Source organism: Vibrio anguillarum (assembly GCF_003390515.1).
GTDB classification, from domain to species: domain Bacteria; phylum Pseudomonadota; class Gammaproteobacteria; order Enterobacterales; family Vibrionaceae; genus Vibrio; species Vibrio anguillarum.
In genome coordinates this window covers 3,081,483-3,085,717 of record NZ_CP031479.1, presented here as the reverse complement: position 1 = coordinate 3,085,717, position 4,235 = coordinate 3,081,483, and the positions used below count along the sequence as shown (strand labels likewise).

Here is a 4,235-nt window from a genome sequence, read left to right as displayed (position 1 = left end):
TATGTAGCTGAATTTACAAGATCACATAACGCCCGGCTAAGGGGTTGACAACGCACCACCGAACTCAAAAAACACACTGTAAACACTGAGCTTCAATTTTGTACTAAAGCCGCCACGCGTTAGCAATCCCTCTTGAGCCGTTTGTTATGTGAATTTTACTCGTACGTCTTACCGTTGTGCTTTAACCAACCTTGCGGGTGTTTATTGTTTGGGTCCTTGTGCGTCCAGTGCATGACACCACCTTTTTTGTTCCATTCATATTCACCGTAAAACTGGACTCGATCGCCAACTTTCAGATTTGGAACCCTAGGAGCTAAATCAATATTGTGAGCAACAAGTAAAGTTTGTTTACTGTCCAGTTTCAATATGAATTTTTGATGCCTACTTCCTTCGTTGTCATCAGGTAACAAGCGAATGACTGTGCCTGAGCCCTGAACTTGAATATCACTTTGATGATTTTCATACGCATTTTTTAACTGATGATCATTAGCTTGAGCACCAATCGAAGCTAGACAAAAGACGGCTATAAATATAGCGATTAACTTCTTCATATACTCAATTTCTCCAATTCACATAACGCCTGCATAACACGTTTGCTACCATGCAAACCTAGCTTAATTTAACGCCTTAATCACTGAAACTAAAGGCAAACTGACAATGCCGAGTGTAGCAAATCGTGTTGATGCATTTGTTATACGCGCCTTATGGGATCGCATCATAACCGAATCTACCTGATTCAATAGTCATCCCTTTAAACTCTTTCCATAATTTAAGTCGCCTTTCGTAGTATTCAGTACCAACTTTCAGTTCTGTACCCATTGATACCAATTCTTGATCTGTAATTCTCACAAGTCTAGATGAAGAACATATTTCAGCCTGTTGATACAAAAAATCAAAAACATATGTTTTTGTTGAATTACCACCTAAATTACTAAATCGTTTTTCAAGCTTTGCATTAATAATTTCTTTAATCGCCAACTTTTCATGTTCTTTCATACGGGCACCAAAAATGATTCCCGCAACTTGATTAAAATCGTAATGAAATAACCGCTGAAAATTGCTATACGAAGATTCACCAGATATGAATTTGCTAGGTTGTGGTAAAAGCAAGCGAGCTTCTTGCTCGTATGCCCAGCATTCATTTTTTGTTAATAGTTGATTTTGGATTTTTTGATGGAAAGCTAAACGATCTTCCTCAATGTCAAACTTATATCCTGTGTAATAAGCAGGTAGTAAACAAAAAGCATCTATAGCTTCTAGTTGGTTTTCATATTCAATGGATTTAACCTCAAACTTATTACCAATTACGCTTGTATGACCCTTGCTAACTGACAATTGATCTTTTGTTCGATTAGGACATTGATGTAAAAAACCATTAATTGGTCGATAAATCAAACAATAGCCAGAATGACTAGCTGCATAGTGAGACCACATTAGCATTTCATTGTTGGATGTTGATAATGAAACGGAATATCCTGCACTAGGAGCATAAAGCGATAACATATCTTTTAGTTGATTTTGTAACTCTCCTATTTTCCTCAAATCGGTAAAGGTAATTTTACCGCGATTATTAAATATACTTTCTATTATCTTTGCAAAGTGATGTTCATACTCTTCAAGTAATTGTTCAAATGAAATCGGGCATAGACTAGCGAAATAACTTGCTGCTATCTCTGCCCAAACTTCGTGTTTCCATAACGATTTAATTACACCAACCCAGATGCTTTTACTATTCGCAGGAAATTCAAATTTTGATTGCATATCGATAGGATCATTTAACTCATTTCTTGATGCAAAATACCATTCATCGTAAATGAGCCCTTTTTGGGAAACCAGCCCAGGAGAGCGGTATCTATAGACGTACATAATTATTCTCCAATAAGCGTATAACGCCCTGTTAAGGTGTGAGCAACGCAATACCGAAGCTACCGCATACCACCTTAAACACTAAACGCAACGCATAGCAAAAATGCCAAGCGTTGCGAATCACTCTTAAACAGATTGTTAGGCTTATATTTCAACTTAGCTACCGAGCTAATCACCCTTACCTTTATTTCTTAAAAGATAATGTTGCTTCAGTAGCTTGTTAAATTCTTCATTACTATTTACGCGTTCTACTAAATCTCTATAACGTGCATTATCTATAGACGAGTTGTTATACGCACGTTCTATCAAGTCTTGGTATTTTCTGCTATCAACAGACGCTATATTTGTAGCATGGTCTAATAATTCTCGGTATCTATCATTGTTAGTCGATGCAATTGTATTTGCACGTTCAAATAATTCGCTATACCTGTCGTTATCAACAACAGATGCAGTGTTGTTCACACGATCAATTAAATCTCTATAGTAATCGAAATCAGTAGATAAAACATGATGTTCTCGCTCATGCAGATCTCTCCATCGCTCGCTAATGTTGGCTGGGTGTCTAACAACTTCCCGCAGTTCATTGATACTCTCTATGACATGCGGCGTACTTGCATCTTCTATAGAACTTTCACTTATATTTACTGCTAAGTTTGATTTACCATCTTCTAAAAACATAGAAGTACTATACATATGAAAACTCTTTATATTTGACTCTCGATATATTTCAGATTGAAGCTCAGCCAAGGGACCTATGGTTTTTTTTCCATTTGAGTTTATTTTATACCACCAGTCTTCTTTCGCATCATCAGTTACAAAAATCACATTTTCAATATTTTCACTTTTCGCTCTCTCAATTAACTGCTTCCAAAGGATCAGATCGCCGTATTTTCTTTCGTAATATAGACCGTCATTATAAAAGTGAGTATCATCACCACTTCCTTTTCCGTCATCTTTAAATCCTGGCGGAATTTTCTTTTTAAAACGGTCTTCTCCAGTCTTATACAAATCATCCAACCATTTCTGGTCTTTAGGCGGTTCACCAACCTTGCAATTAAAAATTCCGTTCAGTCTATCCCTAATCTCATCATGGGACCTTACACACGGTTGCTCGCTATCCCAATGCTGAACAGACTTTCTATAATTAGAAATGGATTTATTTATTTCTTTTTCTAATTTTTCGGTATTTTCAAATAGTTTAGGAAAGCGACGTTTAAGAGCTAGTTTTTCAAAATCCCCCTTAAATACCTTTTGAATTTTATTCAGATTATCTTCAATATCATTAAAGAGGATTTTCTCATTTCTTATAATACTTAACCTACGTCTTTGGTACTCCAAACCCACATGGTAAGGAATCCATAATTTTTCATTAAGAGCTTCAAGTATGCTAAAAAAGTCGTCTCTTGTTTGTTTCGCATATCCATATAAATTAAGAAGAACATTTGTATCAAATACAAAGATGGTTTTTTCATCTTTCCACAACTCTTCCAATATCGACTCTTCAATGTTATAAAACCCCTTGAAAACCTCTTTCATTTACATCCCTCAGTTAATTAAATTTGTTGGCATTTTGAATGCCCGACATTCTTACTTGTAAGCCTAACGCCCGCTTAAGGGGCAGCCAACGCTACTACCAACTTTCCGCATAACAACGTAATCACAACAACCAACGCATGGTAAAAATGCCGCGCGTTGGCTGTCCCTCTTGAAGCGTTTGTTAGGTGCGAGACTATAAACTCAAAAGCTCGCCAAAATTGACGAGCCTCTGTGTTAGATTCTGCTTTTCAGTTCAGTATAAATATTCTCCAGAATATGAAATTCATCTTCCGTCCAACAACGAGCTATTGATACCCAGTAATCACCCGTTTCATCTGTACCTTTAAACTCCACTTTCAACTCATACTTTCTCATTGAAACCAAAGCCAAAATCAGAGCAATAATGAGCGCAAAAAAACCAAACTCAGGTACAAAAGCCCAAGTCGCAGCTGACAGTAAAATGGCGTATGTTGTCACTTTAACCACGTTATCTTTGAAGCCAAGACGCTTCAGTTCAATACTCTTGATTTTACTTAAGTGATAACTCTCTTTTTTCACTTTCAGCTCAGATGCTGTTACTTGAAAATCATTAGCCGTGTAGGGTTTACGAAACCGAATAGCATTTACTAGCAACTGTACTTTCTCGTTACTTTTTTCCACCTTTATTCTCCATGTTATTAAAGGTTTGCAAAAACTAATGTAATCATGGTGTTAAAGGTTATTTTCAAAACGACTTATACATAATCAGGAAAAATACATCAACAAAAATAAAGCCAAACTGTGAATGCCACACACCTAACGCCCGGCTAAGGGGTTGACAACGCACCGCCGAA

4 protein-coding genes are annotated in these 4,235 nt (G+C 36.7%); all 4 read right to left on the bottom strand.

What is annotated here, in order from left to right:
• Nucleotides 1-155: 155 nt before the first annotated feature.
• The 4 genes from DD616_RS16950 to DD616_RS16930 all read right to left on the bottom strand — a co-directional run bounded on the left by DD616_RS16950 (nt 156) and on the right by DD616_RS16930 (nt 4,062).
• Complete coding sequence (locus DD616_RS16950) at nt 156-551, bottom strand: DUF3465 domain-containing protein (protein ID WP_017049506.1); 396 nt, start codon at nt 549-551, stop codon at nt 156-158.
• 151 nt (nt 552-702) lie between these two features.
• Entirely contained in the window at nt 703-1,866 is a 1,164-nt protein-coding gene (locus tag DD616_RS16945) for a DUF2971 domain-containing protein (protein WP_208871958.1), read from the bottom strand.
• Between the two features lie 168 nt (nt 1,867-2,034).
• Nucleotides 2,035-3,402 (bottom strand): PIN-like domain-containing protein, encoded by a 1,368-nt coding sequence (locus tag DD616_RS16935; RefSeq protein WP_208871957.1) that lies wholly within the window; start codon nt 3,400-3,402, stop codon nt 2,035-2,037.
• A 234-nt stretch (nt 3,403-3,636) separates the two neighbouring features.
• Complete coding sequence (locus DD616_RS16930) at nt 3,637-4,062, bottom strand: hypothetical protein (RefSeq protein WP_071178894.1); 426 nt, start codon at nt 4,060-4,062, stop codon at nt 3,637-3,639.
• Nucleotides 4,063-4,235 lie beyond the last annotated feature (173 nt).

Coding starts and splice junctions, on each gene's coding strand:
- DD616_RS16935 (WP_208871957.1), bottom strand. CDS start 3,402: ATGAAAGAGGTTTTCAAGGGGTTTTATAACATTGAAGAGTCGATATTG.
- DD616_RS16950 (WP_017049506.1), bottom strand. CDS start 551: ATGAAGAAGTTAATCGCTATATTTATAGCCGTCTTTTGTCTAGCTTCG.
- DD616_RS16945 (WP_208871958.1), bottom strand. CDS start 1,866: ATGTACGTCTATAGATACCGCTCTCCTGGGCTGGTTTCCCAAAAAGGG.